The organism is Streptomyces sp. NPDC036764, from assembly GCF_055609385.1.
In genome coordinates this window covers 60,414-85,292 of record NZ_JBVJPT010000003.1, presented here as the reverse complement: position 1 = coordinate 85,292, position 24,879 = coordinate 60,414, and the positions used below count along the sequence as shown (strand labels likewise).

Sequence of the window (24,879 nt, the reverse complement as noted above, 5' to 3'; positions counted from 1 at the left end):
TTCCCATGAACATCACTCACGCCTCCTTCGTCACGCTCCCCGTCGCGGACCAGGACCGCGCCCTGCGCTTCTACACGGAGGTCCTCGGCTTCGAGGTCACCGCCGATCTGGACATGCCGCAGGGGAGGTGGCTCCAGGTCGCGCCCAAGGGCGCGCAGACGGTCTTCACGCTCTCCGGTCCCGGGATGGGCGGTTTCGAGCCGGGCACGACCCGGGGGATCATGTTGGTCACGACCGATGTCGACGCGGACTGCGCGCGGCTCGCGGAGGCGGGCGTCCCCGTGCAGGGGCCGGACGCCATGCCCTGGGGGCGGATGGCCGGCTTCCAGGACCCCGACGGCAACGGCCTGATGCTGCTGACGGAGGCCGCTCAGTAACGGGAAGGGCAGGGCATGACCGCGACCGGGGCCCGGGAGGCCGCAGAGGACCGCGTCTTCGCCGCGCTCGCCAACGGCACCCGCCGCGAGGTGCTGCGGCTGCTGCGTGACGGCGGGCCCCAGCCGGTCCAGGTCCTGGCCGATCACTTCGACATGCGCCGCCCCAGCCTCTCGGAGCATCTGAAGGTGCTCCGGGACGCCGGCCTCGTCTCCGAGGAGCGCTCCGGCCGGCAGCGCATCTACCGACTGGAGGCGGCCCCGCTCGCCGAGGTGCAGGACTGGCTCCATCCGTACGAGCGGTTCTGGCGCGACCGTATGAAGGGCCTCGGCGAACTGCTCGACCGCATGCCCGACGATGAGCCGACATGAGCACCGAACCCGGCCCCCACCTCGGCCCCGAGTCCGACGACGACCTGACCGTCATCCGCGTGGACCAGTACTTCGCGCACCCGCCCGCCAAGGTCTGGCGTGCCCTGACCGAGCCCGAGTTGCTCGTGCAGTGGCAGATGCAGGGCGTCGAGGGCTTCCGGCTGGAGATCGGGCACCGGTACACGATGACCTCCGTGCCTCGGCCCAATACCGACTTCTCCGGCACCGTCGAGGTGGAGGTCCTGGCGTACGAGGCCGGGCGGATGCTGAGCCTGGGCTGGAGTGACCCTTCTCCGGTCAACTCCGCCAAGTGGAAGGTTACTTGGCGTTTGGAACAAGAAGGGCACGGAACGCGTCTCTTCCTAGTGCACGAGGGATTCGATCCGGACGACCCCGCTCAGCTCATGGCCAGGAAGATCATGGGCGGTGGCTGGCGGACGCATGTGATGCGATCCCTGGGGCAAGCGCTGGAACGCATGTAGGCCCGCGTACGTCACAGGAGTAACCACAGGAACACCCCTCGTGCACGTGCATCTGCTCATGCAGTTGCACGTGAACAGAGCTATGATCCGGAAGCAGTTGACTTCCGCACCACTGCACCACCTTTTGCCTCAATGGCCTCGAGCCACCGCACCACCGGGGAGCGACCTGTGGACCACGACGTGTACAACGGCATGGCGGCCACGGAGCTGAACGGGGTCGCCTGGCAGAAGAGCCGGCACAGCAACTCGCAGGGTTCCTGCGTGGAGTTCGCGCGACTGCCCGGCGGTGACGTGGCGGTACGCAACTCGCGCTTCCCGGACGGCCCGGCACTCGTCTACACCCGCGCCGAGATCGAGGCCATGCTCCTCGGCGTCAAGGACGGCGAGTTCGACCACCTGGTCGCGGGCTGAGAGACATCCGCCGGCGAAACCCGAGTGTGCAACTCAGGGCAATCGATGCGTATCGCTCCGTGACGCGCGTAGAACCGCGGCGCCGTCGAGCGCCGCAGTTCATGAGTCCGCCGAGCCGCCTGCGGCGGCCTGGCCCGGTTGCAGCCGGAACAGCGCCCAGACCACCTTGCCGCTGAGCGTTCCCGCCAGCGGCTGCCACCCCCAGCCGTCACTGAAGGAGTCGACGAGGAAGAGACCGCGTCCGGACTCCGCCGAGAAGTCGTCGGAGTCGCGCGCCACCGGGCTGTCGTGGCTGGGATCGCGCACCGCGCAGACCAGCCGCTCGGTCCACCGCATCAGATGCAGCCGCACGGGCGGCGTCTGCTCCGGCAGCCGCTGGGCGCCGGCCGGCAGTGCGTGCCGCAGCGCGTTGGTCACCAGTTCCGAGACCACGAGGCAGACGTCGTCGAAGCGGTAGCCCAGTTCCCACTGGTCCAGCGTGCGGCGGGTGAACTTGCGTGCCTCGCGCACCGCTTCGTAACGGGCGGGCAGAGCACAGGAGGCGGCGTTGGAGACGGCTGCGGGATCCAGCGGCGGAAGGCCCTGCCGTAACGGCTCGAGCATGGTCGATCCATTCGTCCCCATGCGAGGCACTCCCGGGAGTTCGCGGTCGTTGCGATGCAGCGGTTGCGCGGGACCATGGTTTCTGATGCGCAGAGCAGATGCAAGGGCAGATGCACGTGCACGTGACCGAATTGGACGCTCCCGTACCGCTTGTTGGCCATTTTTTCCGCCAACTTCACCCCCTCTCCTTGCGTTCCGCTGACTCCTTCCTGGGAGAAATCCTTGTCTTCTTTCCGTCTCTGTAATCGGACGAGTACTGCTCGAAGTGATTTAGTGGCAGACTGCGGGCCCTGAAGACGGTTGGGGAGGCTGGCGAACGTGAGCGCGGGAGAGCCCGGATCGGTGGTGCGGCGCATGCTGCTCGGCTCGCAACTGAGGCGACTTCGGGAGGCGCGCGGGATCACTCGCGAGGCGGCGGGTTACTCGATCCGAGCGTCCGAGTCGAAGATCAGCCGCATGGAGTTGGGCCGGGTGAGCTTCAAGACACGGGACGTCGAGGACCTGCTGACGCTGTACGGCATCACGGACGAGCAGGAGCGCGCCTCACTGCTCTCCCTCGCCCGTGAGGCCAACGTGGCCGGGTGGTGGCACAGTTACTCGGACGTCCTGCCGAGCTGGTTCCCCACATATGTCGGCCTGGAGGGCGCCGCCAGCCTCATCCGCGCCTACGAGGTGCAGTTCGTGCACGGTCTGCTGCAGACCGAGGCGTACGCCCGTGCGGTCGTCCGGCGCGGTATGCAGGGCGCGAGCGCGGCCGACGTCGAAAAGCGCGTGGCGCTGCGCCTGGAGCGGCAGAAGTACCTCGTCGCCGAGGGCGCCCCCGAGTTCCACATCGTCCTGGACGAGGCCGCCCTGCGCCGCCCCTACGGCGACCGCGAGGTCATGCGCGGCCAGCTCCAGCACCTGATCGAGGTCTCCCAGCGGCCCAACGTACGGCTCCAGATCATGCCGTTCGGCTTCGGCGGCCACTCCGGCGAGTCCGGTGCCTTCACGATCCTCAGCTTCCCCGAGTCCGACCTGTCGGACGTCGTCTACCTGGAGCAGCTCACCTCCGCGCTCTATCTCGACAAGCATGAGGACGTCGCCCAGTACGAGAAGGCGCTCAAGGAGCTCCAGCAGGACAGTCCGGGTCCGGACGAGAGCCGTGATCTTCTCCGAGGTCTCCTTCAACTCTCTTGAAACGCAAGTACGATGACGTGTGATCAGACCGTGAAGACGAGCGCGATGGCGACCGTGCCGATCGCGGGTCTGCCAGAGATTGAGGGATCACATGTCGTCCTACTTCACCGACCTGGCTCAGCAGTACATCGACGGTGAGTGGCGCCCGGGCACCGGTTCCTGGGACATCATCGACTTCAACCCGTACGACGGCGAGAAGCTGGCGTCGATCACCATAGCCACGGTCGACGAGGTGGACGACGCCTACAAGGCTGCCGCCCGCGCCCAGAAGCAGTGGGCCGCGACCAACCCCTACGCCCGCCGTGCCGTCTTCGAGAAGGCGCTGCGCCTGATAGAGGACCGGGAGCAGGAGATCACCGAGGTGATCATCGCCGAGCTCGGCGGCACCCGGTTGAAGGCGGCGTTCGAACTCCACCTCGCCAAGGAGTTCCTGCGCGAGGCGGTCCATCTGGCGCTGCGTCCCGAGGGCAAGATCGTCCCCTCTCCGGTGGACGGCAAGGAGAACCGCGTCTACCGCGTCCCGGTCGGCGTCGTGGGTGTGATCAGCCCCTTCAACTTCCCCTTCCTGCTGTCGATCAAGTCGGTCGCCCCGGCGCTCGCGCTCGGCAACGGCGTGGTGCTGAAGCCGCACCAGAACACCCCGATCTGCGGTGGCTCCCTGGTCGCGAAGATCTTCGAGGACGCCGGGCTCCCGGCCGGTCTGCTGAACGTCGTCATCACGGACATCGCCGAGATCGGCGACGCCTTCATCGAGCACCCGGTCCCGAAGGTCATCTCCTTCACCGGCTCCGACAAGGTCGGCCGTCACGTCGCCACCGTCTGCGCCTCGCACTTCAAGCGCTCGGTCCTCGAACTGGGCGGCAACAGCGCGATCGTGGTCCTCGACGACGCCGATGTCGACTACGCCGTCGACGCGGCCGTCTTCAGCCGGTACGTCCACCAGGGCCAGGTCTGCATGGCCGCGAACCGCGTCCTCGTGGACCGCTCGGTCGCGGACGAGTTCACCGGGAAGTTCGTCGCCAAGGTGAAGTCGCTCAAGGCCGGCGACCCGCGCGACCCCGAGACCGTCATCGGCCCGGTCATCAACTCCTCCCAGGCGGACGCCATTTCGGGCGCCGTCGAGCAGGCGATCGCCGAGGGCGCGACGGCGCTGGTGCACGGCACGACCACGGACAACCTCGTCGAGCCCTCGGTCCTGACCGGCCTCCCGGCCGACTCGCCCCTGCTGAGGCAGGAGGTCTTCGGCCCGGTCGCCTTCCTCCTCACCTTCGACGGCGAGGAGGAGGCCGTACGCCTCGTCAACGACACCCCGTACGGTCTGAGCGGTGCCGTCCACACCGGGAACATCGAGCGCGGTGTGGCCTTCGCCAAGCAGATCGACACGGGCATGTTCCACGTGAACGACGGCACGGTCCACGACGAGCCGATCGTCCCCTTCGGCGGCGAGAAGCACTCCGGCCTCGGCCGCCTCAACGGCGAGACGATGCTGGACGCTTTCACGACGACGAAGTGGATCTCCGTCCAGCACGGCCGCAGTGGCTTCCCGTTCTGAGCGTCCCGGCCCCGGCCCCGAGGCGCACACGCTCCGTGTCGAGCGGTGCGCCTCGCGGGGCTGACCTCGGCTCCCGCCCGTCACGGTCCTAACCTGGAGCGCATGTCAGCGATCCGTCTTCTCGTGCTCGGTGCGGTGCGCCAGCACGGGCGTGCCCATGGCTACCAGGTGCGTAACGACCTGGAGTACTGGGGCGCGCACGAGTGGTCCAACGCCAAGCCCGGCTCGATCTACCACGCCCTGAAGCAGATGGCGAAGCAGGGGCTGCTGCACGCCCACGAGGTCGCGCCGTCCACGGCCGGCGGGCCGCCGCGCACGGAGTACGAGATCACCGACAAGGGCGTCGAGGAGTACCTCGGGCTGGTCCGCGAGGCGCTGACCTCCTACGACCAGAAGATGGACGTGAAGTCGGCGGCCATCGGCTTCATGGTCGACCTGCCGCGCGGTGAGACGGTCGCCCTGCTCAAGGAGCGCATCCGGCGCATCGAGGGCTGGCGCTCCGCCGTCACCGAGCACTACGTGCCCGAGGCCGGCCCCGGCCAGCTCGGCCACATCGGCGAGATCATGAACCTCTGGATCCACACGGCCGACGCCGAGGCCGAGTGGACCCAGGGGCTCATCGGGCGGATCGAGGGCGGCGCGTACACGTTCGCCGGGGAGGGCGAGCCCTTCGTCGGGGTCCTCGCCGACGACGAGGACAACCCGTACGCGACGGGGGAGCGGCACCCGGAGGACGACCGCTAATCAAGTTTGACTAACCGGCTGCGGGGTATTAGCTTCGAGCTGGTAGTCAAGTTTGACTAGCGAAGGGGTTCTCTGTGGCCGACACGGCGATCATCGTCGAAGGGGCACGCAAGAAGTACGGCGGCAAAGCCGGCAAGAACGCACTGGACGGGCTCGACCTCGAAGTCGCGCGCGGCACCGTGCAGGCGGTGCTCGGCCCGAACGGCGCGGGCAAGACCACCCTGGTCCGCATCCTGTCCACCCTGCTGCGGCCGGACAGCGGCCGCATCGAGGTGGCCGGGCACGACGTGGTCCGCCAGGCGTACGAGGTGCGCCTGCGCATCGGCCTCCTCGGCCAGCACGCCGCCCTGGACGAGGAACTGGACGGCCGGCAGAACCTGGAGATGTTCGGCCGCCTGCACCACCTCGGCGCCCGCCACGCGCGCGTGCGCGCCGGCGAGCTCCTGGAGCGCTTCGGCCTGGCCGACACCGGCCGCAAGCCGGTCAAGCAGTACAGCGGCGGCATGCGGCGCCGCCTCGACCTCGCGGCCTCGCTCATCGGCAACCGGCACGGCACCGACCCGCAGGTGCTCTTCCTGGACGAACCCACCACCGGACTCGACCCGCGCGGCCGCGCCGAGGTCTGGTCCGCCGTCCGCTCCCTGGTCGGCGGCGGCACCACGGTCCTGCTGACCACCCAGTACCTGGAGGAGGCCGACCAGCTCGCCGACCGCATCTCGGTCGTCGACGCCGGCCGGGTCACCGCCGACGGCACGGCGGACGAGCTGAAGGCACTCACCGGCGGCGACCGCATCGACGTCGTCCTGCGCGACGCCGGCCAACTGGGCGCCGCCGTGGCCCTGTTGCCCGTACCGAAGGACGCCGTCTCCGTGGACGCCGACCGCCGGCTGCTCAGCGCCCGGGTCACCGACCGGATGGCGGCGCTCTCCGGCGTCGTACGGGCCCTGGAGGCGGCCGGGATCGAGGCCGAGGACGTGGCTCTTCGGCGCCCGACGCTGGACGAGGTGTTCCTGCACCTCACCGGGGACGACAACCGAGTCAAGGAGCCCGCATGAGTACGAACGCCTACGCCCTGGCCGACTCCTGGACGATGACCCGCCGCGAACTCGCCCACTGGGCGCGCCAGCCCGTGCAGGTCGTCGTCAATCTGATCTTCCCCGTGATGCTGCTGCTGATGTTCGGCTACCTCATCGGCGGCGGCCGCGGCGTCGCGGGCTCCTACATCGACTACCTCCTGCCCGGCATGCTCGCGCTCACCATGGCCTTCGGCCTGGAGGGCACGATGATCGCGGTCACCCAGGACCTCAACAAGGGCGTGATCGACCGCTTCCGGTCCATGCCGATGACCAACGGGGCGGTCCTGGTGGGCCGTTCGGTGGCCGACATGCTCCAGTCGGCGCTGTCCCTGCTGGTCCTCATGGGCGTCGGGTTCGCGATCGGATGGCGCGTGGACGGCGGCCCGGGGGCCTTCCTGGGCGCCGTGGGGCTGCTCCTGCTCTTCCGCTTCGCCATGCTGTGGATCGGCATCCACCTGGCCCTGGTGGCCGGCAAGCCGGAGCTGGTGCAGGCCGTGCAGATCCTGGTCTGGCCGATCGGCTTCCTGTCCAACGCCCTCGCCCTGCCCGAGTCCATGCCCGGATGGCTGGGCACGGTCGTCGAGTGGAACCCGATGTCCCACACGGCGACGGCCGTACGGGACCTGTTCCGCGGCACCGGCATCGAACACCTCGGAGCCGCGATCGTCTGGCCCCTGCTGCTCCTGGCGGTGTTCTTCCCGCTGGCCGTACGGCGGTTCGCGCGCCTGAGCCGCTGACGGGCCGCCGCAGGCCCTAGTGGTGGAAGCCGGTGGCCGCACCTTTGTCCTGGGTGAAGGGCTGCGACTGCCGGCGCAGCTCGGGCAGGGACCGGCTCAGGTCCTCCACGAACAGCTCGGCGAGATCGGTGGAGAAGCCGTTGCGGCAGACCACCCGCAGCACCGACAGGTCCTCGCGGTTCGGCGGGAACGTGTACGCCGGAACCAGCCAGCCGGCCTCACGCATCCGCCGCGAGACGTCGAAGACGTCGTACGCCTTGACGTCCGGAGCCGTGGTGAAGGCGAACACGGGCAGCTCGTCGCCCCTGGTCAGCAGCCGGAAATCGCCGAGCTTCGCCACGGCCTCGGCGACTTTCCCGGCCACCTCCCGCGCGGCCTGCTGCACGGCCCGGTACCCCTCCCGCCCGAGCCGCAGGAACGAGTAGTACTGGGCCACGACCTGTGCGCCCGGCCGCGAGAAGTTCAGCGCGAACGTCGGCATGTCGCCGCCCAGATAGTTGACGCGGAACACCAGCTCCTCGGGCAGTGCCTCCTTGTCCCGCCACAGGGCCCAGCCGACACCCGGGTAGACCAGGCCGTACTTGTGCCCCGAGGTGTTGATCGAGGCGACCCGCGGCAGCCGGAAGTCCCACTGGAGGTCCTCGTCGAGGAACGGCGCCACCATGGCGCCGGACGCCCCGTCGACATGCACCGGGACATCGATCCCGGTGCGCTCCTGGAGGGCGTCGAGCGCGGCGCACAGGTCCCCGATCGGCTCGTACGAACCGTCGAAGGTCGAGCCCAGGATCCCGACGACCCCGATGGTGTTCTCGTCGCACAGCTCGGCCGCCGCCTGCGGATCGAGATGGAACCGCTCGCCCTCCATCGGCACCAGCCGGGGCTCCACCTCCCAGAAGTTGCAGAACTTGTCCCAGCAGACCTGGACGTTGACGCCCATGATCAGGTTGGGGCGGGCCGCGGGGTAACGGTCGGCGTTGCGCGCCATCCAGCGCCGCTTCAGCGCCATCCCGGCGAGCATGCACGCCTCGCTGGAGCCGGTGGTGGAACAGCCCACGGCCGCCGACGGGTCGGGCGCGTTCCACAGATCGGCGAGAATCGACACGCAGCGCCGCTCCAGCTCGGCGGTGCGGGGGTACTCGTCCTTGTCGATCATGTTCTTGTCGCGGCACTCCGCCATCAGCACGCTCGCCTGCGGCTCCATCCACGTGGTGACGAAGGTGGCGAGATTGAGCCGTGAGTTGCCGTCCAGCATCAGCTCGTCGTGCACGAGCTGATACGCCGTCGACGGTGACATCGGGGCGTCGGGGAGCCGGTGTGTGGGCGGCGCCTCGGTCATGCCGCCGACCGGGTTCGCCTCGCCGTAGAAGGGATTCACGGACAGCCTGCGCAGGCCGTCCTTTTCCGGTGCTTCGCTGTTCCCGCGATGCAGTGGCATGTAATCGACGGTAGGTCCGAGCCGCCGGGCTTGCACCTCACGCCACGTAAGGACCCAGTGTGGAGCGCGTACCGAGAAGGGAGCGGAAGTGAGCTACTCCGTGGGACAGGTCGCGGGCTTCGCCGGCGTGACGGTGCGGACCCTGCACCACTACGACGACATCGGCCTGCTCGTACCCGGCGAGCGCAGCCACGCGGGCCACCGGCGCTACAACGACGCCGACCTCGACCGGCTTCAGCAGATCCTGTTCTACCGCGAGCTCGGCTTCCCGCTCGAAGAGGTCGCCGCCCTGCTCGACGACCCGGACGCGGACCCGCGCGAACACCTGCGCCGGCAGCACGAGTTGCTGACCGCCCGGATCGAGAAGCTGCGCCAGATGGCGGAGGCCGTGGAGCACGCCATGGAGGCACGCAAGATGGGGATCAATCTCACGCCGGAGGAGCGCTTCGAGGTCTTCGGCGACAACGACCCGGAGCAGTACGCCGAGGAGACGGAACAGCGCTGGGGCGACACCGAGGCGTACGCCGAGTCACAGCGCCGCGCCGCGACCTACACCAAGGAGGACTGGAAGCGGATCCAGGCGGAGGCGGCCGAGTGGGGCGAGCGCTACGTCGCCCTGATGGCCGCCGGCGAGCCGCCGACCGGTGAGGGCGCCATGGACCTCGCCGAGGAACACCGGCAGCACATCGGCACCTGGTACTACGAGTGCGGCTACGAGATGCACCAGTGCCTCGCCGAGATGTACGTCGCGGACGAACGCTTCACGGCGTTCTACGACACCATGCGTCCCGGCCTCGCCGAGCACCTGCGGGCCGCGATCGTCGCGAACGCGGCCCGGCACTCCTCGTGATCCCTGGCCCGGGATCCCGTACGGGTCAATCCCGGGCCCGGCACCCCTCGTGATCCCTGGCCCGGGATCCCCTACGGGTCAATCCCGGGCCAGGACCACCGCGGTCCCGTAGGCACACACCTCGGTGCCCACGTCGGCCGCCTCGGTCACGTCGAACCGGAACGCCAGCACGCCGTTCGCGCCACGCGCGCGTGCCTGCTCGACCAGTCGCTCCATGGCCTGGTTACGGGTCTCCACGAGCGTCTTGGTGAGCCCCTTGAGCTCACCGCCGACCAGCGACTTCAGCCCCGCGCCGATCTGGCTGCCGACGTGCCGGGAGCGCACGGTGAGCCCGAAGACCTCACCGATGACCTCCGTGACCCGGTGGCCGGGAATGTCGTTCGTGGTCACTACCAGAACGTCGGGCTGGGGTCCCTGCCCGCCGCCGTACTCTTCGATGCCCATGGCTCACAGCTTTGTCCCAGCGGGGGCACAGTGCATCCTGAACGGGTCCATGGAACCTGGGCGACCGGTGCAGCGTTGATATTTTTGACGCGCCAGTCACAGCCCCCCGCCTCTTCCCCCGCAGGAGCCACGATCCCGTGACCACGCTTGCGCTCGCCCCCGAGTGGCTCAGCCCGGACTATCTGATCCAGACCTTCAGCCTCCCCGGCATCCTGCTGATCGTCTTCGCGGAGTCCGGTCTCTTCGCGTTCCTGCCCGGGGACTCCCTGCTGTTCACGGCGGGCCTGTTCGTGGCCGAGGGGAACTACATCAGCCAGCCGCTGTGGCTGGTCTGCACGCTCATCGTGCTGGCGGCCGTCATCGGCGACCAGGTCGGCTACATGATCGGCAAGTTCTTCGGCCCGAAGCTGTTCAGCCGGCCCAACTCCAAGCTCTTCAAACAGGAGAACCTGGACAAGGCGCACGAGTTCATGGAGAAGTACGGCCCCAAGGCGATCGTGCTGGCCCGCTTCGTGCCGATCGTGCGCACCTTCGCCCCCATCGTGGCGGGCGCCGGCCGCATGAAGTACGCCACGTTCCTCACGTACAACGTCATCGGCGGTATCGCCTGGGGCACCGGCGTCACCCTCGCGGGCTACTGGCTCGGCCAGATCGAGCTCATCAAGACGAACGTCGAGGCGATCCTCGTCCTGATCGTCCTCGTCTCCGTGGTCCCGATCATCATCGAGGTCCTGCGCGAGCGCGCCAAGAAGAAGCGCGCCGCGGCCGAGACACCTGCCGCCGCACAGCCCCAGCACCCCCAGATGGACGACGCGACGACCCAACTGCGCCGCATCCCCTCCGACGACCAGCCCCAGCAGCCGTACGGCAACCAGGACCCGTCGTACGGCAACCAGGACAAGCAGCACTACGGCAACCAGGGCGGCCAGCAGTACGGCTACGACCAGCAGTACTACGGCAACCAGCCCCAGCAGCCGTACGCCCAGCAGTACCCCCAGGGTTACGGCCGGCAGCAGCCCTACGGCGGACAGCAGAACCAGCAGTACCCGCCGAACCAGGGTTACTGAGGCATCCCGCCACCGAGCCGCCAGGCGCTCAGAATCCTCGGGTGCGCTTGGCGGCTCGCCGTTTCTCCGGGGACCCGATCCGCAGGAACAGCCGGGAGATCTCGGACCCCAGATTGACTCCGATGGCGATGGCCATGGCGAGTGAAGCGGCCGTGGCCAGCGACACCAACCCCTTGTCGACGTTGTTCTGCGCGATCGACAACAGCCCGAAATACGTCGCGGAACCCGGCAGCAGGGGCCCGATCGCCGCGGTGGTGTACGGCAGCGCCGACGCGAACCGGTACCGGGCCATCAACTGCCCGAACAGCCCCACCAGCCCCGCCGCGACAGCCGTGGAGGCAACCGGCGAGAACCCGCCGGTGTAGTGCATGGCGCCGTACACGACCCAGGCGACACCCCCGTTGAGGGTCACCGCGAGCACGGTGGACCGTTCCTGCTGGAGCAGTACCGCGAAGGTCAGCGACAGCAGCATCGACGCGGCGATCTGCCAGTACGGCCGCGGGGAGATGTTCAGCGCCGCGTCCGGGTCCAGCTTGGCGCCCAGGTTCACACCGAAGTACAGGATCACCAGCACCCCGACCACGATGCCGACGAAGAAGTACATGACCTCCAGCAGCCGCGCCGCCGCGGTGATGTAGAAGCCGGTCAGCCCGTCCTGCACCCCCGCGACCAGCGCCCGTCCCGGCAGCAGCGCGAACAGCCCACCGGTGATGACCGCGGACGCCTTCACGTCGACGTGCGCCAGCGTCAGCGCGACCCCTATCGCGGCCGGCGGCATCGCCGCCACCGTGAACTGGTAGAACTCCGGCAGCCCGCGCCCCGCGCACAGCCACGCCAGCCGGTCCCCGAGCATCGCGCCGAGCATCGCCGCGATGAACACGATCAGATCACCACCGACCAGCACGGAGGCCGCGCCCGCCAGCAGCCCGCTCGCGGAGGTGAGCACCCAGGTCGGGTACGGGTGCCGGTTGCGGCGGATCTCCGCGAGCCGCCCGTAGGCCTCCTCCAGGGAGATGTGGCTCTCCGGATCGCTGAGGTCGTCCACGAGCTGGTACACGGCCGCCAGGCGCGTGTAGTCGGTGCCGCGCCGCCGCACCGTGCGTGACGCCGACACCGGATCGTCCACCAGCGAGGGCTGGTACGAGATCGACAGCAGCGTGAAGGTGACGTTCGGCTCGCAGCGGTCCAGCCCGTAGGACCGGCAGACCGCGAACATCGCGGCCTCCACGTCCTCCGCGCCCTCACCGCCCGCCAGCAGCAACTCGCCGATACGCAGGGTCATGTCCAGCACGCGCGGGACGGCCGGACCCTCCTCCTCCGCCTTCGGCATCCGCTCCGGCGCGGGCCGCTCGGCCACCGGCATGCGCAGCATCGTGCGCATCCGGTCCTGCCAGGGCAGGTCCTTGGTCAGGCTGATCCGCGGTATGCCGGTGGCCGGGGTGAAGGCGGGCAGGGCGTCCTCGACGGTGTAGCCGCTCGGTGTGCTGAACGCCGAACCCTCGGCTTCCGCAGCCGGCGGATGCAGTACGTCCAGCCCCTCGGGGACGGCGAACTCGGACGTGGTCTCCGACTCGCCTTCCCCCACCTCGATGCCCGCCGGCGGCGTGAAAGCCATCCTCGCCTCGTCCGACTGCGGCTTGCGGTCCTCCGCGTCCGTCACGTGCGCAGCACTCCTCGTACGACACCTCCTGCGGCCCTCAGTATGCGCACAGACGCACGAACGGGCTGCACGCGCACGCGTACAGCCCGTTCACATGGCCGAAGGCCAGGGGTTTGCCTCAGTGGCCGCCCTGGTCCTTGAAGCGCTTGTAGGACCGCTCGATCTCGGCCTCGGCCTCGGTACGGCCCACCCAGTCGGCGCCCTCGACGGACTTGCCGGGCTCCAGGTCCTTGTACACCTCGAAGAAGTGCTGGATCTCCAGGCGGTCGAACTCCGAGACGTGGTGGATGTCACGCAGGTGCTCCTGGCGCGGGTCCGTCGCCGGCACGCACAGCAGCTTGTCGTCGCCGCCGGCCTCGTCCGTCATACGGAACATGCCGATCGCGCGGCACTTGATGAGGCAGCCCGGGAACGTCGGCTCGTCCAGGATGACCAGCGCGTCCAGCGGGTCGCCGTCCTCGCCGAGGGTGTTCTCGACGAAGCCGTAGTCGGTCGGGTAGGCGGTCGAGGTGAAGAGGCGACGGTCCAGGCGGATCCGACCGGTCTCGTGGTCCACCTCGTACTTGTTCCGCGAACCCTTCGGAATCTCGATCGTGACGTCGAACTCCACCGGTGGCTCCTCCATGATCAACACATAGTTCTGGTGGTTAAGTGTCCCTCACGCAGGTGTGTGATCGCGAAAGGGGCTGGTGGTCGTGCCGGAGATGAGGCCTTGGCGTGCCGCGAAACCGCATGTGACGCGGGTCGCGGGCGCCGTACGACCCCGTCTGGCACGAGCCGCTAAGGCCGTACGCCCACGTCTCACACGCGCCGCGACCGCCGCGAAACCGCGGGTCGCACGGCTCACGCGAGCTGCCTTGCCGCAGGCCGCGCGGATCACGAGGCCGAAGACGTGGCAGTACACCGCGGGCGCCGCCACCGCCGGACTGGCACTGGCCGCCGGAGTGGTGACCGCCGCCGGCCCCTGGGACTCCACCGGTCAGCGTACGGCCGAGCGGGACTGGGCGGCCGCCCGGGAAGGCACGGGTGGCACAGATCACGGCCGTAATACCGATACTTCCGACTCCTCCGGCCCGGCTGCCGAAGGGCCCAGCCCCGCACCCAGCGCGGCCTCCGTCCTGACCGGCCTCGGCGGCGGCGCGGGCACCGCGGGGACGGCCCCGAACGGCAAGGCGGTGGCCGGGCTCGTCGGCCCGCTCCTGGCCGACCCGGCGCTCGGCAGCAGGTCGGTGGCGATCGTCGACGTGGCCAGCGGCGAACGCCTCTACGGCGACGGCTCCGACAAGGCCCTCACCCCCGCCTCCACCACGAAGATCGCCACCGCCGTGGCGGTCCTCGCGGCCCTGGGCCCCGACCACCGCCTCACCACCCGTACCGCCCTGGAACCCGACACCGGAGAACTGGTCCTCGTCGGCGGCGGCGACCCCACGCTCACCGCCCGCAAGGACGCCGAAGGCTGGGCGAGCCTGCGCGAACTGGCGGACCGCACCGCCCGGGCGCTGAAGAAGCGGGACCTGCGCCAGGTCACCCTTTCGTACGACAAGACGCTCTACGCCGGCACCGAACTGCACCCCATCGGGGACAACGGCAACCTCGCCCCGGTCAGCGCCCTGATGGTCGACGAGGCCCGCACCGACGACTCCACCAGCGGCCCGGTGAAGCGGCTGGAGGACCCGGCGACGGACGCGGCCGCCCAGTTCGCGGCCCTCCTCGCCGACCGCGGCATCAAGACGACCGCGCCCGGCCCCTCCAAGGCCACCGACCGGGCCGAACCGCTCGCCGAGGTCTCCTCACCGCCGCTGTCCTCCGTCGTCGAGCGCATGCTCACCAACAGCGACAACGACATCGCCGAGGCCCTCGCCCGCCAGACCGCCGTGGCGAGCGGCGCACGCGCCGACTTCAAGGGCGCGGGCAAGGCGATCGGGGCGCGGCTGAAGAAGCTCGGGCTCCCGGTGGCGGGCGCCGACTTCAAGGACGGCAGCGGCCTCAACCGCGCCGACAGACTGACGGCCGATCTGCTCACGGCCCTGCTGGCCAAGGCCGCCGACCCGACCCACCCCGAACTCCGCCCGGTCCTCACCGGCCTCCCCGTGGCAGGCTTCACCGGCACCCTGAGCAGCCGCTACACCGACGGCGCGGCCGGCATCGTCCGCGCGAAGACGGGCACCCTGCACGGCGTGAACTCCCTCGCCGGCACAGTCGTCGACCAGGACGGCCGGCTGCTCGCCTTCGCGTTCCTGTCGACGGGCGAGAACGCGGACGCGGCCCGCTCGGCACTCGACAGGACGGCTACGGCACTGGCGTCCTGCGGCTGCCGCTGACCTCACCGGCCCCGGTTCCGCCGAACTCCACGGCCTGCCCCAAGCGGGACCGCTCACGTACGGTTGACACATGACGAGCATCGGTGGTGCCGAGATGGTCGACTGGAATCTCGCGGTGGCGACCGCGACCCGGTTCGTACGGCCGGGCCCGGAGGTGAGCCGCGACGAGGCCCGCGCCGTCGTCGCCGAGCTGCGCCGACATGCCAAGGCCTCGGAGGAACACGTCCGGGGCTTCACTCGTATGGGCACGGACGACATCCATGACACCCCGGTCCTCGTCGTCGACCGCCCCGGCTGGGTCCGGGCGAACGTCGCGGGCTTCCGGGAGATCCTCAAGCCCCTGCTCGACAAGATGCAGGAGCGGCGCACGACCAGCCCCGGCGGCGCCGTCCTCGGCGCGGTCGGCGGTAAGGTCACCGGCGTCGAACTCGGCATGCTGCTGTCCTTCCTGGCCTCCCGGGTCCTCGGCCAGTACGAGACGTTCGCCCCGGCCACTCGCGACCTCCCGGCGGGCGGCCCCCCTGGTTCACCGAGTGGCGGCGGCCGCCTCCTCCTCGTCGCCCCGAACATCGTGCACGTGGAGCGCGAACTCGACGTACAGCCCCACGACTTCCGCCTGTGGGTGTGCCTGCACGAGGAGACCCACCGCACGCAGTTCAGCGCGGTTCCCTGGCTGCGGGACCACCTGGAGGGCGAAATCCAGTCGTTCTTGGGGGAGACGGACGTCGACCCCATGACCGTCCTGGAGCGCATCCGCGAGGCGGCCCAGTCCCTCTCGGGCGGCCGGCCCGAGGCCGAGGAGGACGACGGCGGACGTTCGTTCGTCGAACTGGTGCAGACCCCGGCCCAGCGCGAGATCCTCGGCCGCCTCACCGCCGTGATGTCCCTCCTGGAGGGCCACGCCGACTTCGTGATGGACGGAGTCGGCCCCGCCGTGGTGCCGTCCGTCGCCGAAATCCGCGAGAAGTTCCAGCAGCGCCGCGCCAAGGGCGCGTCACGGCTGGACATCGCCCTGCGCAAACTGCTCGGCCTCGACGCCAAACTGCGGCAGTACCGCGACGGCGAACGCTTCGTGCGGGCCGTCGTGGAACAGACCGGCATGGACGGCTTCAACCGTGTGTGGACGTCCCCGAACACCCTCCCCACCAAGGCGGAGATCGCCAAACCGGCGGACTGGATCGCGCGGGTGCACCGCAAGGCGGAGTCGTGAAACACGCGCCGAGTTGTGCATCTCATACGAAGGTCGTGAACCGAATCCGGCCGACGGCAGGCGAACGCCCCTCCAATCACCCGTCCGAGGGACCGTGAGTCATGGGTAGGCGTGCAATGCTCGGGGAACGGCCCGGTTCTGTCACCATCTACACACTCTGAGTGACCGAACTTCGGGCTCACCCCCCCGACAACTTCATGAAGGGAACCGGACATGGGTCCCCATCCTGCGGTCGCGGCGATACGCCTGGCGGTCCGCCGCGTCCTCCACGACATCCTCACCGAGCACAGCCGCATCTACGACGTACCCGCACCGAGCAGCCCGCGCGCGGCCGCCTCCCATACGCCGCACGCGCCGTCCCCCGGCACCCGGCGCGCCGCCCACGGCACCGCGCTCGAAACGTCGTACGAGCTCCCCGGCCAGAGCCCGCAGGAGCCCCCGCGCGCTGCCCCGCACGAGCGGCCCCCCTCCCCGCTCGTGCTCGTGGCATGCTCCGGCGGCGCCGACTCCATGGCCCTCGCCTCCGCCCTCGCGTTCGAGGCCCCCAAACTCGGCATCCGCGCCGGCGGCATCACCGTCGACCACGGCCTGCAGCCCGGCTCCGACCTGCGCGCCGAAGAAGTCGTCCTGCGGCTGCGCCAACTCGGCCTCGACCCCGTCGAGTCCCTCGCCGTGACCGTCGGCCGCACCGGCGGCCCCGAGGCCGCCGCCCGCGACGCGCGCTACGCCGCCCTCGACGACGCGGCCGTACGCCACGGCGCCTTCGCCGTCCTGCTCGGCCACACCCGCGACGACCAGGCAGAGACCGTCCTGCTCGGCCTCGCCCGCGGCTCCGGCATCCGCTCCCTGTCCGGAATGGCCGCGGTCTCGGGGGCCGGCGGCCGATACCGCCGCCCCTTCCTCGGACTCGACCGGCAGACCGCCCGCAAGGCGTGCATGGTCCAGGCCCTGCCGGTCTGGGACGACCCCCACAACTCCGACCCCGCGTACACGAGGTCGCGCCTGCGCCAGGAGGGCCTGCCCGCCCTGGAGAAGGCACTCGGCAAGGGCGTCGTGGAGGCCCTCGCCCGCACCGCCCAGCTCTCCCGCGACGACGCCGACGCCCTCGACGCCTGGGCCAGCCAGGCCGAGGCCGCCGTACGCGACGCCACCGGCCTCCTGGAGTGCGCCAAGCTGTACGCGCTGCCGCCCGCCGTACGCCGCCGGATCCTGCGCCGCGCCGCCATCGAAGCCGGGGCACCCGCCGGTTCGCTGTTCGCCCGTCACATCGAGGAAGTCGACCGGCTGATCACCGGCTGGCGCGGCCAGGGAGCCATCAATCTCCCCGGCAAAGTCGTCGCCCAGCGCCAGGGTGGCAGACTGGTGATTCGGCAAGGCTGATTCCCGACCCCTCCACAGCAGATCACGGAGGGGCCGGTGGGCCGAGAATGCGGGACGACCGACCGAAAGTGATGCGGGTGGACGCGAAAGACATGGGTGCCGACCTCCAGCAGGTGCTCATCACCAAGGAAGAGATCGACGCCAAGCTGGCAGAGCTGGCGGCGAAGATCGACGCGGAGTACGAGGGTAAGGACCTGCTCATCGTCGGTGTCCTCAAGGGCGCGGTGATGGTCATGGCCGACCTCGCCCGGGCACTGTCCACCCCCGTCACCATGGACTGGATGGCGGTGTCGTCCTACGGCGCCGGCACCCAGTCCTCCGGTGTCGTGCGGATCCTCAAGGACCTCGACACCGACATCAAGGGCCGGCACGTCCTGATCGTCGAGGACATCATCGACTCAGGCCTGACCCTGTCCTGGCTGATCAACAACCTCGGCTCGCGCGAGCCCGAGTCCCTGAAGATCTGCACGCTGCTGCGCAAGCCGGACGCCGCGAAGGTCGCCATCGACGTCGAATGGGTCGGCTTCGACATCCCCAACGAGTTCGTCGTGGGCTACGGCCTCGACTACGCCGAGAAGTACCGCAACCTCCCGTTCGTCGGTACGCTCGCGCCCCACGTCTACGGCGGCTGAGCCCGACGGTCCGCGACCGCGGACCCGAAGAGCCCAAGCGCTGTACGAAGATCGGGAACCCCGGCGGGCCTCGCGCCGTTGGAGCATGCAGACGGGCTTGCCAGCCGTCCCGTGCGGCTACGCGCGACAAAGCTGGGGTACCGTCAGAAGAACTGTCTTATCAAACTCACTATGGCAGGAGGGACGGGGCGGCACCGCTCCGTATGGATGGACGTGAAGCGATACTTCCGTGGGCCGGTCATGTGGATCGTGCTGGCCGTCCTTGCCGTGGTCGTGTTGATGCAGGTCGTCGGCTCGTCCGGCGGCTACAAGACGGTGGACACCGGCCAGGTCGTCCAGGCGATCAATGACAACAAGGTCGAGTCGGCCAAGCTGACCACTGGTGACGAGAACACCATCAAGGTCCAGCTCAAGGACGGCGAAAAGGTCGAGGGCGCCACCAAGATCCAGGCGAGCTACATCGGCGACCAAGGCGTGACCATCGCCAGCACGCTGCAGAACAAGTACCAGGACAAGCAGATCCCGGACGGCTACACCGTCTCGCCGTCGAAGCAGAACCCGTTCGTCGGGATCCTGCTCTCCCTGCTCCCCTTCGTCCTCATCGTCGTCGTCTTCCTGTTCCTGATGAATCAGATGCAGGGCGGCGGCTCCCGAGTCATGAACTTCGGGAAGTCCAAGGCGAAACTCATCACCAAGGACACCCCGAAGACGACGTTCTCCGACGTCGCCGGCTCGGACGAGGCCGTCGAGGAACTCCAGGAGATCAAGGAATTCCTCCAGGAGCCGGCCAAGTTCCAGGCCGTGGGCGCCAAGATCCCCAAGGGCGTACTGCTCTACGGGCCTCCCGGTACCGGCAAGACGCTCCTCGCGCGCGCCGTCGCCGGCGAGGCGGGCGTCCCCTTCTACTCGATCTCCGGTTCCGACTTCGTCGAGATGTTCGTCGGTGTCGGTGCCTCCCGAGTCCGTGACCTGTTCGAGCAGGCCAAGGCGAACGCCCCGGCGATCGTCTTCGTCGACGAGATCGACGCGGTCGGCCGCCACCGCGGCGCCGGCCTCGGCGGCGGTCACGACGAGCGCGAGCAGACCCTGAACCAGCTCCTCGTCGAGATGGACGGCTTCGACGTCAAGGGCGGCGTGATCCTCATCGCCGCGACGAACCGGCCCGACATCCTCGACCCGGCCCTCCTGCGCCCCGGCCGCTTCGACCGCCAGATCGCGGTCGACCGTCCGGACATGCAGGGCCGTCTGGAGATCCTCAAGGTCCACCAGAAGGGCAAGCCGGTCGCCCCGGACGTCGACCTGTCGGCGGTCGCCCGCCGCACGCCGGGCTTCACCGGTGCGGACCTGAGCAACGTCCTCAACGAGGCCGCGCTGCTCACCGCCCGCTCGGACCGGAAGCTCATCGACAACCAGATGCTGGACGAGGCAATCGACCGCGTCGTGGCGGGCCCGCAGAAGCGGACCCGGATCATGTCGGACAAGGAAAAGAAGATCACCGCGTACCACGAGGGCGGACACGCCCTGGTCGCGGCGGCTTCCCCGAACTCCGACCCGGTCCACAAGATCACGATCCTGTCGCGAGGCCGCGCGCTCGGCTACACGATGGTCCTGCCGGACGAGGACAAGTACTCCACGACCCGCAACGAGATGCTGGACCAGCTCGCCTACATGCTGGGCGGCCGCGCGGCCGAGGAGCTCGTCTTCCACGACCCGACCACGGGCGCCGCGAACGACATCGAGAAGGCCACGACCACCGCCCGCGCGATGGTCACGCAGTACGGCATGACCGAGCGTCTCGGCGCGATCAAGTTCGGCGGCGACAACACCGAGCCCTTCCTCGGACGTGAGATGGCTCACCAGCGCGACTACTCGGAAGAGGTCGCCGCGCTGGTGGACGAGGAAGTCAAGAAGCTCATCGAGAACGCGCACAACGAGGCCTGGGAGATCCTGGTCGAGAACCGCGACGTCCTCGACAACCTGGTGCTCCAGTTGCTGGAGAGGGAGACGCTGGGCAAGGAGGAGATCGCCGAGATCTTCGCCCCCATCGTCAAGCGCCCGCCGCGGCCCGCCTGGACCGGGTCCTCCCGCCGCACGCCGTCCACCCGTCCGCCGGTGCTCTCCCCCAAGGAGCTCGCACTGACGAACGGCGCCAACGGCGCGACCCCGGCGATCAGCACCGCCAAGTCGACGGTGACGGAGCCCGCCCCGGTGGCCGAGCCGGCACCCGAGGAGCGTCCCGAGAGCTGACGCCCTGCCCGGTGAGCCCACCGGGCCGGAATGGATGCCGCGCCCCCCTGGTTCTAGCCTGGGGGGCGCGGCATTTCGTATGCCCGCAGTTCAGACGCGTGACCCACACGCGCCACCCGCGAAGGAACGAGGCACCACATGACCGACCCCGTGACGCTGGACGGCGAGGGCCGCATCGGCGAGTTCGACGAGAAGCGCGCCGAGAACGCCGTACGCGAACTGCTGATCGCGGTCGGCGAGGACCCGGACCGCGAGGGCCTCCGGGAGACGCCGGGGCGGGTGGCGCGGGCGTACAAGGAGATCTTTGCGGGGTTGTGGCAGAAGCCCGAGGACGTGCTGACGACGACGTTCGACATCGGGCACGACGAGATGGTGCTCGTGAAGGACATCGAGGTGTACTCGACCTGTGAGCATCATCTGGTGCCGTTCCGGGGCGTCGCTCACGTCGGATACATCCCGGCCACCTCCGGCAAGATCACCGGGCTGTCCAAGCTGGCCCGCCTTGTGGATGTCTATGCCCGTCGGCCGCAGGTGCAGGAACGTCTCACTACGCAGATCGCGGACTCGCTGATGGAGATCCTGGAGCCGCGCGGGGTGATCGTCGTCGTGGAGTGCGAGCACATGTGCATGTCGATGCGCGGCATCCGCAAGCCGGGCGCGAAGACCATAACGTCGGCGGTGCGCGGTCAGCTACGGGACGCGGCGACGCGCAACGAGGCGATGAGCCTCATCATGGCCCGCTGACCCACCGCGCACCGATCGCGCGCTACGTCGTCGGCGTAGCGCCCGCGCCGTTGTGTTCGTCGTCCTCCGGGAGTTTGCAGACTCGTTCCAGGAAGACGGCTGCCGCTATTACGCCGAGGGCGGCCAGGACGGAGAAGCCGGCGTAGATGGCCTGGTCGCGGCGGGCGGGGATCTCGAGGTACTCCAGGAGGAAGACGCCCGTGCCGCCGTACATGCCGGCGACGAGGGCGGCCACCAGGGCGCTGGCCTGGCCGAAGACGACCGCGCGGGCGGCCATCAGGGGGTCGACGCCCTTGGCCTCGGGTTGGCGTTCGCGCTGGGCCTTGAGCCGGGCGCGGATCGAGATCGCCGTGGACAGGAGCACCACGGCGATCAGGGCGAGGACGATGGGGGCGGCCAGAGGGACGCTGGGCAGGGTCCCGACGGCGTTCCACAGGCGGGCGCCTGCCCAGGACAGGACTCCGGCGATGATGAACACGCCGGCCAGCAGCCTGATGCGCAGCTCTCTCACGGTGTTTCTTCAGCTCCCCCGGGTGCCCGCGGATTGTGGTCGTCTTGACCTTAACGACTATTCGGGCAGCCGGAGTTCCAGGTCCGCGCGCGGCGCCACGCCGTCCAGGGTGACCGTGCCGAGCAGTTCGACGACCGTGCCGCGGCCGGGCAACTGGGCTTCGGGTTCCAGGTCGTGCCAGGGGGCGAGGACGAAGGCCCGTTCGTGGGCGCGCGGGTGGGGGAGCGTGAGGTGCGGGTCGTCGGAGACGACGTCGGCGTAGGCGACGATGTCGACGTCGAGGGTGCGGGCGCCCCAGCGCTCGTCGCGGACCCGGTGGAAGGCTTCCTCGACCGCGTGCGCCCGCTCCAGCAGGGAGGACGGGGGGAGCGTGGTCTTGAGGACCACGACGGCGTTGAAGTAGGAGGGCTGGCTGCCCGGCTCGACGCCCCAGGGCTCCGTCTCGTAGACGGGGGAGACTCCCTTGATGCGCACGCCGGGGGTGTCCTCCAGCGCGTCGATGGCGCCCTGGAGGGTCTCCAGGCGGTTGCCGAGGTTGGAGCCGAGGGAGATCACCGCCCGTTTGGGGTTGCTGAGGGTGGTGTCGGCGGCGTCGACCTGGTCGACGACGGAGGCGGGTACCGGCTGTACGGTCGGGTCGCTGGGGCCCTTGATGAACGGTGCAGTCATACTCGGCTCCGGGTGATGGTGACGGTCACGTCGTCGAAGGGGACCGTGATCGGCGCGTCCGGCTTGTGGACGGTGACCTCGATCTCGTGGACCCCTTCGTGCTTCAGACAGGCCTGGGCGATGCGTTCGGCGAGCGTCTCGATGAGGTTGACCGGTTCGCCCTCGACGACGGCCACCACCTCCTCCGCCACGATGCCGTAGTGCACGGTCTTCGCCAGGTCGTCGTCCGCGGCGGCGCGCCGGGTGTCGAGCCCCAGGACGAGGTCCACGACGAAGATCTGGCCCTGCGCGCGTTCCTCGGGGAACACGCCGTGGTACCCGCGGGCCTTCAGGCCGCGCAGCGCGACACGATCCACGCGAATCACTCCTGCAATCGTCGGTGACGGCCGGTCGATGCCGTGTGCGGGCGGCACACCGGCCTCGAACGAATCTACCTGCGGGCACTGGCAGGGCCGGGCCACGGGGGCGTGGGCCCGGTCCGGGCCGGCAGGATTCACCGTGTGTTTCCCCTGGGGAATCCGGCGGCTCACGGGTTGGTAGCCGCCCCTACCCGCACACACGTGATTCCAACCACTTCTTGGTCCCGGCGGGTCCCGCGGGCGTCCTTGTGGGTGGTCGTGCGGGTCCGGACGCGTCACCCTGGCCGTCCCCGGGAATCCACGCGTGGCCTGGTGGACTCTGAAGGCTCCACCAGGGCGCCTACCCACTCAGGCGGGGGTGTCGTCGCTTTCGTCGTCGTCGTTTTCGGCCAGAACCGGCGAGGCGTGGTGGGACCACATCTTCCAGCCCTCGGTCGTGCGCCGGAACACGTTGGTGGCGACCACGAGCTGGCCGACGAGCGGGCCGAGCTCCTCCCCGGCGTCGGGCGCGGGGCCGCCGCTGAGGATGTTCTCGGTGCAGGTCACCAGGGCGGTGTCGCCGGTGACGGAGACGTGCACGTCGGTGAGGAAGAACTGGATGTAGTCGGTGTTCGCCATGATCAGCGCGTACGACCTGAGGACCTCGCCGCGCCCGGTCAGCACCGGCCAGCCGGGGTGCACACAGGAGATGACCCCGGCGTCGGCCGGGTCGTGGTACGTCTCGTCGATGCCGAGGTCGGACGGGCTGAGCCAGAGCTTGGAGAGCTGTTCGAAGTCGCCGCGCTCCACGGCCTCGTAGAAGGCGGTGTTGGCCGCCTCCGCCTGCTCGACGTCGGTGTGGGGGGCGTTCACCGGGCTCCTTCAGCGGAGTCCGCGCGGGGCGCGTTCTGGACGTCACGCGCCTCCTCGATGGCGCGTGTGACGCGTACCGCGTCCGCCGTGGCGCGCACCTCGTGGACACGCACGGCCCACGCGCCGGCCTGCGCCGCGAGCGCCGATACGGCGGCCGTGGCGGCGTCGCGCTCTCGGGCGGGCGGCGGCGCGCCCTGCGGGCCGGCGAGGACCCGGCCGAGGAACCGCTTGCGGGAGGCGGCGACGAGAAGGGGGTGGCCGAGGGTGAGCAGCCGGTCGAGGTGGGCGAGCAGGACGAGGTCGTGTTCGGCGTCCTTGGAGAAGCCGAGGCCGGGGTCCACGACGATGCGGTCGGGGGCGATGCCGCCCGCCAGAACGGCCTCCACGCGCGCGTGGAGCTCCTCGACGACCTCGGCGACCACGTCGTCGTACCCGCCCTTGATGTTCGCGCCGTCGAGGAAGCCGCGCCAGTGCATGACGACGAAGGGGGCGCCGGCGTCGGCGACGACCGGGATCATCGCGGGGTCGGCGAGGCCGCCGCTGACGTCGTTGACGAGGGCGGCGCCGGCGGCGAGGGCCTGCTCGGCGACGGAGGCGCGCATGGTGTCGACGGAGATCGTGACGCCCTCGGCGGCGAGGCCGCGCACGACGGGGATGACGCGGCGCAGTTCCTCGGCCTCGTCGACCCGGGTGGCGCCGGGGCGGGTGGACTCGCCGCCGACGTCGACCAGGTCGGCGCCCTCCTCGACCAGAGCGAGGCCGTGCTTGACGGCGGACGTCGTGTCGAACCAGCGGCCACCGTCGGAGAAGGAGTCCGGGGTCACGTTGACGACCCCCATGACCGCGCACCGGTCCCACTGGGGAAGGCCCGCGACGCGCCCGCGTCCGCTGTGCTTGCTCATACGTTCAGCGTAGGCCCCGCTCGGGCCGCGACGTGCCGCGGCCCGAGCGGGAGCCAGTGGGGGGGG

The 24,879-nt window shown here is 69.7% G+C and carries 27 protein-coding genes; 17 read left to right on the top strand and 10 right to left on the bottom strand.

Annotated elements, in window-relative coordinates; all coding sequences use genetic code 11:
• Window positions 1-5 precede the first annotated feature (5 nt).
• The 4 genes from ACZ69Q_RS15270 (at window position 6) to ACZ69Q_RS15255 (ending at window position 1,639) form a co-directional block, all read left to right on the top strand.
• A complete protein-coding gene (locus tag ACZ69Q_RS15270; RefSeq protein ID WP_471041672.1) occupies window positions 6-377 on the top strand; it encodes a VOC family protein in 372 nt (123 codons plus the stop codon).
• Window positions 378-392: 15 nt separating this feature from the next.
• Entirely contained in the window at window positions 393-746 is a 354-nt protein-coding gene (locus ACZ69Q_RS15265; protein ID WP_471041670.1) for an ArsR/SmtB family transcription factor, read from the top strand.
• Window positions 743-1,228, top strand: a complete 486-nt coding sequence (locus ACZ69Q_RS15260) for an SRPBCC family protein (RefSeq protein ID WP_471041668.1) — start codon at window positions 743-745, stop codon at window positions 1,226-1,228. Before ACZ69Q_RS15265 ends, ACZ69Q_RS15260 begins: the two co-directional genes overlap by 4 nt.
• A gap of 192 nt (window positions 1,229-1,420) precedes the next feature.
• On the top strand, window positions 1,421-1,639 hold the full coding sequence (locus ACZ69Q_RS15255) for a DUF397 domain-containing protein (RefSeq protein WP_471042593.1): 219 nt from the start codon (window positions 1,421-1,423) through the stop codon (window positions 1,637-1,639).
• A 99-nt stretch (window positions 1,640-1,738) separates the two neighbouring features.
• Here ACZ69Q_RS15255 and ACZ69Q_RS15250 read toward each other — a convergent pair whose 3' ends face one another.
• A complete protein-coding gene (locus tag ACZ69Q_RS15250) occupies window positions 1,739-2,263 on the bottom strand; it encodes an ATP-binding protein (protein WP_471041666.1) in 525 nt (174 codons plus the stop codon).
• A gap of 333 nt (window positions 2,264-2,596) precedes the next feature.
• Between ACZ69Q_RS15250 and ACZ69Q_RS15245 the strand changes: the two genes are divergently transcribed.
• The 5 genes from ACZ69Q_RS15245 (at window position 2,597) to ACZ69Q_RS15225 (ending at window position 7,530) form a co-directional block, all read left to right on the top strand.
• Window positions 2,597-3,421: a helix-turn-helix domain-containing protein gene (locus ACZ69Q_RS15245; protein ID WP_471042590.1), complete on the top strand. Its 825-nt coding sequence runs from the start codon at window positions 2,597-2,599 to the stop codon at window positions 3,419-3,421.
• A gap of 91 nt (window positions 3,422-3,512) precedes the next feature.
• Window positions 3,513-4,973, top strand: coding sequence for an aldehyde dehydrogenase family protein (locus ACZ69Q_RS15240; RefSeq protein WP_471041664.1), 1,461 nt, complete (start codon window positions 3,513-3,515; stop codon window positions 4,971-4,973).
• Window positions 4,974-5,075: 102 nt separating this feature from the next.
• Window positions 5,076-5,717 (top strand): PadR family transcriptional regulator, encoded by a 642-nt coding sequence (locus ACZ69Q_RS15235; RefSeq protein ID WP_471041663.1) that lies wholly within the window; start codon window positions 5,076-5,078, stop codon window positions 5,715-5,717.
• A 74-nt stretch (window positions 5,718-5,791) separates the two neighbouring features.
• Window positions 5,792-6,772, top strand: a complete 981-nt coding sequence (locus tag ACZ69Q_RS15230; protein ID WP_471041662.1) for an ATP-binding cassette domain-containing protein — start codon at window positions 5,792-5,794, stop codon at window positions 6,770-6,772.
• Complete coding sequence (locus tag ACZ69Q_RS15225; protein WP_471041660.1) at window positions 6,769-7,530, top strand: ABC transporter permease; 762 nt, start codon at window positions 6,769-6,771, stop codon at window positions 7,528-7,530. The genes ACZ69Q_RS15230 and ACZ69Q_RS15225 overlap by 4 nt, the downstream gene beginning before the upstream one ends.
• A gap of 16 nt (window positions 7,531-7,546) precedes the next feature.
• On the opposite strand, the gene ACZ69Q_RS15220 is transcribed toward ACZ69Q_RS15225, so the two are convergent.
• A complete protein-coding gene (locus tag ACZ69Q_RS15220) occupies window positions 7,547-8,965 on the bottom strand; it encodes a glutamate decarboxylase (protein WP_471041659.1) in 1,419 nt (472 codons plus the stop codon).
• 88 nt (window positions 8,966-9,053) lie between these two features.
• On the opposite strand from ACZ69Q_RS15220, the gene ACZ69Q_RS15215 reads away from it, so the two are divergent.
• The gene (locus ACZ69Q_RS15215) at window positions 9,054-9,815 is read left to right on the top strand and encodes a MerR family transcriptional regulator (protein ID WP_471041658.1); all 762 of its coding nucleotides are present in this window, start codon (window positions 9,054-9,056) and stop codon (window positions 9,813-9,815) included.
• A 78-nt stretch (window positions 9,816-9,893) separates the two neighbouring features.
• On the opposite strand, the gene ACZ69Q_RS15210 is transcribed toward ACZ69Q_RS15215, so the two are convergent.
• On the bottom strand, window positions 9,894-10,259 hold the full coding sequence (locus ACZ69Q_RS15210; protein WP_471041656.1) for a YbjQ family protein: 366 nt from the start codon (window positions 10,257-10,259) through the stop codon (window positions 9,894-9,896).
• A gap of 137 nt (window positions 10,260-10,396) precedes the next feature.
• Between ACZ69Q_RS15210 and ACZ69Q_RS15205 the strand changes: the two genes are divergently transcribed.
• The gene (locus ACZ69Q_RS15205; RefSeq protein WP_471041654.1) at window positions 10,397-11,326 is read left to right on the top strand and encodes a DedA family protein; all 930 of its coding nucleotides are present in this window, start codon (window positions 10,397-10,399) and stop codon (window positions 11,324-11,326) included.
• Window positions 11,327-11,354: 28 nt separating this feature from the next.
• Here the strand turns inward: ACZ69Q_RS15205 and ACZ69Q_RS15200 are convergent, their stop codons facing one another.
• Window positions 11,355-12,986, bottom strand: coding sequence for a threonine/serine exporter family protein (locus ACZ69Q_RS15200; RefSeq protein ID WP_471041652.1), 1,632 nt, complete (start codon window positions 12,984-12,986; stop codon window positions 11,355-11,357).
• A 118-nt stretch (window positions 12,987-13,104) separates the two neighbouring features.
• The gene (locus ACZ69Q_RS15195) at window positions 13,105-13,596 is read right to left on the bottom strand and encodes an inorganic diphosphatase (protein WP_015658794.1); all 492 of its coding nucleotides are present in this window, start codon (window positions 13,594-13,596) and stop codon (window positions 13,105-13,107) included.
• A 94-nt stretch (window positions 13,597-13,690) separates the two neighbouring features.
• Between ACZ69Q_RS15195 and dacB the strand changes: the two genes are divergently transcribed.
• The 6 genes from dacB to folE all read left to right on the top strand — a co-directional run bounded on the left by dacB (window position 13,691) and on the right by folE (window position 21,520).
• Complete coding sequence (gene dacB / locus ACZ69Q_RS15190; protein ID WP_471042587.1) at window positions 13,691-15,307, top strand: D-alanyl-D-alanine carboxypeptidase/D-alanyl-D-alanine endopeptidase; 1,617 nt, start codon at window positions 13,691-13,693, stop codon at window positions 15,305-15,307.
• 70 nt (window positions 15,308-15,377) lie between these two features.
• Window positions 15,378-16,517 carry a zinc-dependent metalloprotease gene (locus ACZ69Q_RS15185; protein WP_471041650.1) on the top strand — a complete coding sequence of 380 codons (1,140 nt, stop codon included), beginning with the start codon at window positions 15,378-15,380 and terminating at the stop codon, window positions 16,515-16,517.
• A 213-nt stretch (window positions 16,518-16,730) separates the two neighbouring features.
• Complete coding sequence (tilS, locus tag ACZ69Q_RS15180; protein ID WP_471041649.1) at window positions 16,731-17,897, top strand: tRNA lysidine(34) synthetase TilS; 1,167 nt, start codon at window positions 16,731-16,733, stop codon at window positions 17,895-17,897.
• 71 nt (window positions 17,898-17,968) lie between these two features.
• Window positions 17,969-18,529, top strand: a complete 561-nt coding sequence (hpt, locus tag ACZ69Q_RS15175) for a hypoxanthine phosphoribosyltransferase (protein ID WP_471042586.1) — start codon at window positions 17,969-17,971, stop codon at window positions 18,527-18,529.
• A 207-nt stretch (window positions 18,530-18,736) separates the two neighbouring features.
• Entirely contained in the window at window positions 18,737-20,776 is a 2,040-nt protein-coding gene (ftsH, locus tag ACZ69Q_RS15170) for an ATP-dependent zinc metalloprotease FtsH (RefSeq protein WP_471042583.1), read from the top strand.
• Window positions 20,777-20,914: 138 nt separating this feature from the next.
• On the top strand, window positions 20,915-21,520 hold the full coding sequence (gene folE, locus ACZ69Q_RS15165; RefSeq protein WP_062723369.1) for a GTP cyclohydrolase I FolE: 606 nt from the start codon (window positions 20,915-20,917) through the stop codon (window positions 21,518-21,520).
• 22 nt (window positions 21,521-21,542) lie between these two features.
• On the opposite strand, the gene ACZ69Q_RS15160 is transcribed toward folE, so the two are convergent.
• The 5 genes from ACZ69Q_RS15160 to folP all read right to left on the bottom strand — a co-directional run bounded on the left by ACZ69Q_RS15160 (window position 21,543) and on the right by folP (window position 24,813).
• Complete coding sequence (locus tag ACZ69Q_RS15160; protein ID WP_471041647.1) at window positions 21,543-22,031, bottom strand: DUF3180 domain-containing protein; 489 nt, start codon at window positions 22,029-22,031, stop codon at window positions 21,543-21,545.
• Window positions 22,032-22,088: 57 nt separating this feature from the next.
• Complete coding sequence (folK, locus tag ACZ69Q_RS15155) at window positions 22,089-22,700, bottom strand: 2-amino-4-hydroxy-6-hydroxymethyldihydropteridine diphosphokinase (protein ID WP_471041646.1); 612 nt, start codon at window positions 22,698-22,700, stop codon at window positions 22,089-22,091.
• The gene (gene folB / locus ACZ69Q_RS15150; protein ID WP_471041644.1) at window positions 22,697-23,056 is read right to left on the bottom strand and encodes a dihydroneopterin aldolase; all 360 of its coding nucleotides are present in this window, start codon (window positions 23,054-23,056) and stop codon (window positions 22,697-22,699) included. Before folB ends, folK begins: the two co-directional genes overlap by 4 nt.
• Window positions 23,057-23,407: 351 nt before the next feature.
• Entirely contained in the window at window positions 23,408-23,911 is a 504-nt protein-coding gene (locus ACZ69Q_RS15145) for a nuclear transport factor 2 family protein (RefSeq protein WP_471041643.1), read from the bottom strand.
• Window positions 23,908-24,813 (bottom strand): dihydropteroate synthase, encoded by a 906-nt coding sequence (gene folP / locus ACZ69Q_RS15140; RefSeq protein ID WP_471041641.1) that lies wholly within the window; start codon window positions 24,811-24,813, stop codon window positions 23,908-23,910. Before folP ends, ACZ69Q_RS15145 begins: the two co-directional genes overlap by 4 nt.
• Between the last annotated feature and the right edge of the window lie 66 nt (window positions 24,814-24,879).

What these genes read in the sequence shown, in the direction of transcription:
- ftsH (WP_471042583.1), top strand. Translation starts at nt 18,737, where the DNA reads ATGGACGTGAAGCGATACTTCCGTGGGCCGGTCATGTGGATCGTGCTG.
- ACZ69Q_RS15245 (WP_471042590.1), top strand. Translation starts at nt 2,597, where the DNA reads ATGCTGCTCGGCTCGCAACTGAGGCGACTTCGGGAGGCGCGCGGGATC.
- ACZ69Q_RS15185 (WP_471041650.1), top strand. Translation starts at nt 15,378, where the DNA reads ATGACGAGCATCGGTGGTGCCGAGATGGTCGACTGGAATCTCGCGGTG.
- ACZ69Q_RS15225 (WP_471041660.1), top strand. Translation starts at nt 6,769, where the DNA reads ATGAGTACGAACGCCTACGCCCTGGCCGACTCCTGGACGATGACCCGC.
- ACZ69Q_RS15250 (WP_471041666.1), bottom strand. Translation starts at nt 2,263, where the DNA reads ATGGGGACGAATGGATCGACCATGCTCGAGCCGTTACGGCAGGGCCTT.
- tilS (WP_471041649.1), top strand. Translation starts at nt 16,731, where the DNA reads ATGGGTCCCCATCCTGCGGTCGCGGCGATACGCCTGGCGGTCCGCCGC.
- hpt (WP_471042586.1), top strand. Translation starts at nt 17,969, where the DNA reads ATGCGGGTGGACGCGAAAGACATGGGTGCCGACCTCCAGCAGGTGCTC.
- ACZ69Q_RS15255 (WP_471042593.1), top strand. Translation starts at nt 1,421, where the DNA reads ATGGCGGCCACGGAGCTGAACGGGGTCGCCTGGCAGAAGAGCCGGCAC.
- ACZ69Q_RS15260 (WP_471041668.1), top strand. Translation starts at nt 743, where the DNA reads ATGAGCACCGAACCCGGCCCCCACCTCGGCCCCGAGTCCGACGACGAC.
- ACZ69Q_RS15265 (WP_471041670.1), top strand. Translation starts at nt 393, where the DNA reads ATGACCGCGACCGGGGCCCGGGAGGCCGCAGAGGACCGCGTCTTCGCC.
- ACZ69Q_RS15240 (WP_471041664.1), top strand. Translation starts at nt 3,513, where the DNA reads ATGTCGTCCTACTTCACCGACCTGGCTCAGCAGTACATCGACGGTGAG.
- folP (WP_471041641.1), bottom strand. Translation starts at nt 24,813, where the DNA reads ATGAGCAAGCACAGCGGACGCGGGCGCGTCGCGGGCCTTCCCCAGTGG.
- folK (WP_471041646.1), bottom strand. Translation starts at nt 22,700, where the DNA reads ATGACTGCACCGTTCATCAAGGGCCCCAGCGACCCGACCGTACAGCCG.
- dacB (WP_471042587.1), top strand. Translation starts at nt 13,691, where the DNA reads ATGAGGCCTTGGCGTGCCGCGAAACCGCATGTGACGCGGGTCGCGGGC.
- ACZ69Q_RS15235 (WP_471041663.1), top strand. Translation starts at nt 5,076, where the DNA reads ATGTCAGCGATCCGTCTTCTCGTGCTCGGTGCGGTGCGCCAGCACGGG.
- ACZ69Q_RS15210 (WP_471041656.1), bottom strand. Translation starts at nt 10,259, where the DNA reads ATGGGCATCGAAGAGTACGGCGGCGGGCAGGGACCCCAGCCCGACGTT.
- ACZ69Q_RS15220 (WP_471041659.1), bottom strand. Translation starts at nt 8,965, where the DNA reads ATGCCACTGCATCGCGGGAACAGCGAAGCACCGGAAAAGGACGGCCTG.
- folE (WP_062723369.1), top strand. Translation starts at nt 20,915, where the DNA reads ATGACCGACCCCGTGACGCTGGACGGCGAGGGCCGCATCGGCGAGTTC.
- ACZ69Q_RS15270 (WP_471041672.1), top strand. Translation starts at nt 6, where the DNA reads ATGAACATCACTCACGCCTCCTTCGTCACGCTCCCCGTCGCGGACCAG.